At 64.3% G+C, this 4,057-nt stretch carries 2 protein-coding genes; one reads left to right on the forward strand and one right to left on the reverse strand.

What is annotated here, in order from left to right:
* Positions 1-140: 140 nt before the first annotated feature.
* Positions 141-299: a hypothetical protein gene (locus XalbCFBP2523_RS16665; protein WP_158250796.1), complete on the reverse strand. Its 159-nt coding sequence runs from the start codon at positions 297-299 to the stop codon at positions 141-143.
* A 15-nt stretch (positions 300-314) separates the two neighbouring features.
* On the opposite strand from XalbCFBP2523_RS16665, the gene XalbCFBP2523_RS15460 reads away from it, so the two are divergent.
* On the forward strand, positions 315-4,057 hold a 3,743-nt coding region (locus tag XalbCFBP2523_RS15460), incomplete at its 3' end, for a non-ribosomal peptide synthetase (protein WP_158250797.1).

Genomic DNA, 4,057 nt, shown 5'->3' on the forward strand with positions numbered 1-4,057 from the left:
ATGCGCCGCTATCGCTGGCGCAACGGTGCAGCGGTGTTCCGGCGCCAGCGCCGTTGTTCACTTCGCTGCTCAATTACCGGCATGGCGTCCAGACAGAAGATACTGCCGAGGCGATGGCCTGGGAGGGAATTCAGACGCTGTCAGTTCAGACGCGAACGAATTATCCGCTGGCCGTTTCCATCGATGATGTTGGATCGGGTTTTACAGTGAATGTGCAGTCGCAGCACCCACTGGTCCCGGGACGGATAGGCGCGTTCCTGATGCAGGCGCTGGCAGGGCTCGTTGATGCGCTTGTCCATGCACCGGAGACGGGGGTGCGCGATCTCGACGTGCTGCCTGAGGCCGAGCGTCAGCAGGTGTTGACGCAGTGGAATGCGACAGCAGTTGATTATCCACGCGATGCCTGTGTGCACGAACTGTTCGAATCACAAGTGGCGCGAACACCATCAGCCATCGCACTGGTGCAGGGCGAGGTGTCGCTGACGTATGGCGAGTTGAACGCACGGGCGAATCGGCTGGCCCATTACCTGTGCGCATTGGGCGTGCGCCCGGACGACCGTGTGGCAATCTGCCTGGAGCGCGGCATCGCCGCCATCGTGGCCATGCTCGGCGTCCTCAAAGCCGGCGCCGCCTATCTTTCGCTCGATCCGGCCTTGCCTGACAGGCGTCTGCACGATCTGCTGGACGACTGCCGCGCCTGCGCCGTCGTCGTCGACCAGACGCTGCCTGCCGCGTTGCGCGATGGACTGACGCAACCGACGATCGCCTTGGCCGAGCTCGCGATCACGCCGGAGTCCGCGCGTAATCCCGAAATCGCAGGACTGGGGCCGCAGCATCTGGCCTATGTGATGTACACCTCCGGCTCCACTGGCCGGCCCAAAGCGGTCATGATCCCCCACCAGGGTCTTGTCGGCTACACCGCAGCACTGACCGAACGCTGTGCCCTGCAAGCAGGCGATATCTCACTGGTTTTCACTTCGCTGCATTTCGATCTGGCCCTGACCGGCGTCTATCCTCCACTGCTGTGCGGGGCCACCGTGCAGTTGTGCGCGCACGACAGTACACCGGCGCAGTGGGCGCATGCACTGCGGCAGGGGCGCGGCATCGCTCCGCTCAAACTCACCCCTTCCCATCTGGCGCTGTTGCAGCAGGAACTTGGCGATACTCCGCTGGACGGGTGCGTGCGGGTGCTGGTGCTCGGTGGCGAGGCGTTGTCAGCCGATGCCGTGCGCTGGTGGCGTGCGCGTTCGCCCAGCACGCAGATCTTCAACCACTACGGCCCGACGGAAACCACGGTGGGCTGCCTCATGCACGGGCTGGGTGAGGATGAGGAGCGCATCCCGCTAGGACGCCCGCTCACCGGCGTGCGCGTCTACGTTCTCGATGCGCATGCGCAGCTGTGCCCACATGGCGTAGCGGGCGAACTCTATATCGCCGGCGCGCAGCTGGCGCGCGGATATCTCGGTCGTGCGGATCTGACTGCCGAACGCTTCGTGCCCGATCCGTTCGCCGAACACCCTGGTGCACGGATGTACCGCAGCGGCGATCTGGCGCGTTGGCGTGTCGACGGCACGCTCGATTATCTCGGTCGCAACGACAATCAGGTCAAATTGCGCGGATTCCGCATCGAACTGGGCGAAATCGCTGCCGCGCTGCGTACCTGCACCAGTGTGCAGGATGCCGTGGTGTTGCTGCGCGAGGACACACCAGGCGAGCCGCGATTGGTGGCCTATGTAATTAGCGATGCCGATGCGCACAACGCGCAGAGCCTGCGCAGCCAGTTGGCCAATCGCCTACCCGAGGTGATGCTGCCGAATGCCTATGTGTATCTGGAAACGTTCCCGCTGACCCCCAACGGCAAGCTAGATCGCAAGGCATTGCCCGCACCGGACGCCGACGCGCTGGCGACGCAAGCCTACCTCGCCCCAGAAGGCGAACGGGAAACACAGCTGGCCGATCTCTACCGCGAGCTGCTCGGCGTCGAACAGGTCGGAGGTCACGACAACTTTTTCGCCCTCGGTGGTCACTCGCTGCTCGGTGTGCGGCTGATCTCGCGTATCCGCAGCACGCTCGGCCTGGAACTGCCGCTGGCCACCTTGTTCGCCCAGCCGCGTCTGGCCGATCTGGCCCAGGCCCTGGACAACGTCGCCACCAGCACCCTGCCAGCCATCGTGCAGACCGAGCGCAACGCGCCGCTGCCGCTGTCCTTTGCACAGCAACGGCTTTGGTTCTTGCAGCAACTCGACGAACGCGCCGGACTGGCCTACCTGATGCCCGGCGGCGTGGACCTGCACGGCGTGCTGAACCTGTCCGCGTTGCAACAAGCCCTGGATCGCATTGTCGCCCGCCACGAAGCCCTGCGCACCTGCTTCGTCGCCAGCGACGATGGCGCCACACAGGTGATTGCGCCGGCCAACGTCGGCTTTGCGTTGGAGTGCATCGATCTGCGGCAAACAGCAGACCCCGACGCCGACGCCCAACTCCACGCCGAACAGGAAACCAACACGCCCTTCGAACTGAGCCGTGCTCCGTTGATCCGTGGTCGCCTGTTGCAGCTAGCCGAGCAGCAACATCGCCTGCTGGTGACCATGCACCACATCGTTTCGGATGGTTGGTCGATGGCGTTGCTGGTGCAGGAACTGAGCGCGCTGTACGCCGCCTTCGTGCAAGGTCAACCCGATCCCTTGCCGCCGTTGCCGATCCAATATCCCGATTACGCCGTGTGGCAACGCCGTTGGCTCGATGGACCACTACTGCAACATCAACTTGGCTTCTGGCGCGAGCACCTGCATCGCGCGCCGGCACTGTTGGAACTGCCCACCGATCACCCGCGCCCAGCCGTACAGGACTATCGCGGCGGCCATGTCGACATCACCCTCGATACCGAACTCACCGACGCGTTGAATCACTTAAGCCAGCGCCACGGCACCACCGTGTTCATGACCGTGCTGGCCGGCTGGGCCGTGCTGTTGTCACGGCTGTCGGGTCAAGACCAGGTGGTGATCGGCACGCCCGTCGCCAACCGCACCCGTAGCGAACTCGAAGCGCTGATCGGCTTCTTCGTCAACGCTCAGGCGCTGCGCATCGATCTGCGCGGTGCGCCCACCGTCGCCGACTTGCTGGCCCAGGTGCGCAGCACCGCACTGGCCGCGCAGGATCACCAGGACGTGCCATTCGAACAAGTGATCGAAGCACTCAACCCCGAGCGCAGTTTGTCCGCGCATCCGGTGTTCCAGGTCATGCTCACCTGGCAGAACGTCCCCGAGGCCGAATTGGTGCTGCCCGACATTCGGTTGCAGCCCATCCCTGCACAAGCAAGCGATGCAAAGTTCGATCTGGAGTTCTCGCTGCACGAGCAGCAGGACCGCATCGTCGGTAGCCTGGGTTATGCCAAGGCCTTGTTCGAACACAGCACCATCGAACGCCATCTGGCCCAGTTCGCGACCCTGTTGCGCGGCATGGTCGCCAACGACCACGCCCGCGTCGCGCAGCTACCGCTGTTGCCCCCAGACGAACGCGCGCAATTGCGGCGCTTCACTCTCACCGAGACCGCACCGCTCACCCCAGCTACTTGCGTCCACACCCTGTTCGAAGCTCAAGTGCAGCGCACCCCCGATGCCATCGCGGTGCGTGAAGGACAACGCACTCTGCGCTATGCCGAACTGGATGCACGCGCCAATCGACTCGCCCAGCGTCTGCGCCGCTCCGGTGTCGGCCTGGAGAGCCGGGTCGCTTTGTATCTACCGCGCAGCATCGAGCAAGTGGTCGCGGTGCTTGCCACGCTCAAGGCCGGCGCGGCGTATGTGCCGCTGGATCCAGAACTGCCCAGCGAACGCATGGCCTTCCTGCTGGAGGACAGCCGCCCGCGCGCAGTGCTGACCTGCAGCGACCTGCACACACAATTGCAGGCCAACCCTGGCCTACACACAGCCAGCGTTTTGACCATGGACGACATTGCCGACACGCAACACGATGATCCGGGCGCGCCGGATGTCCCCGGCCTGTGTCCGGACAATCTGGCTTACGTCATCTACACCTCCGGTTCCACCGGCCAACC

It is taken from the genome of Xanthomonas albilineans, assembly GCF_002939705.1.
GTDB lineage: Bacteria > Pseudomonadota > Gammaproteobacteria > Xanthomonadales > Xanthomonadaceae > Xanthomonas_A > Xanthomonas_A albilineans.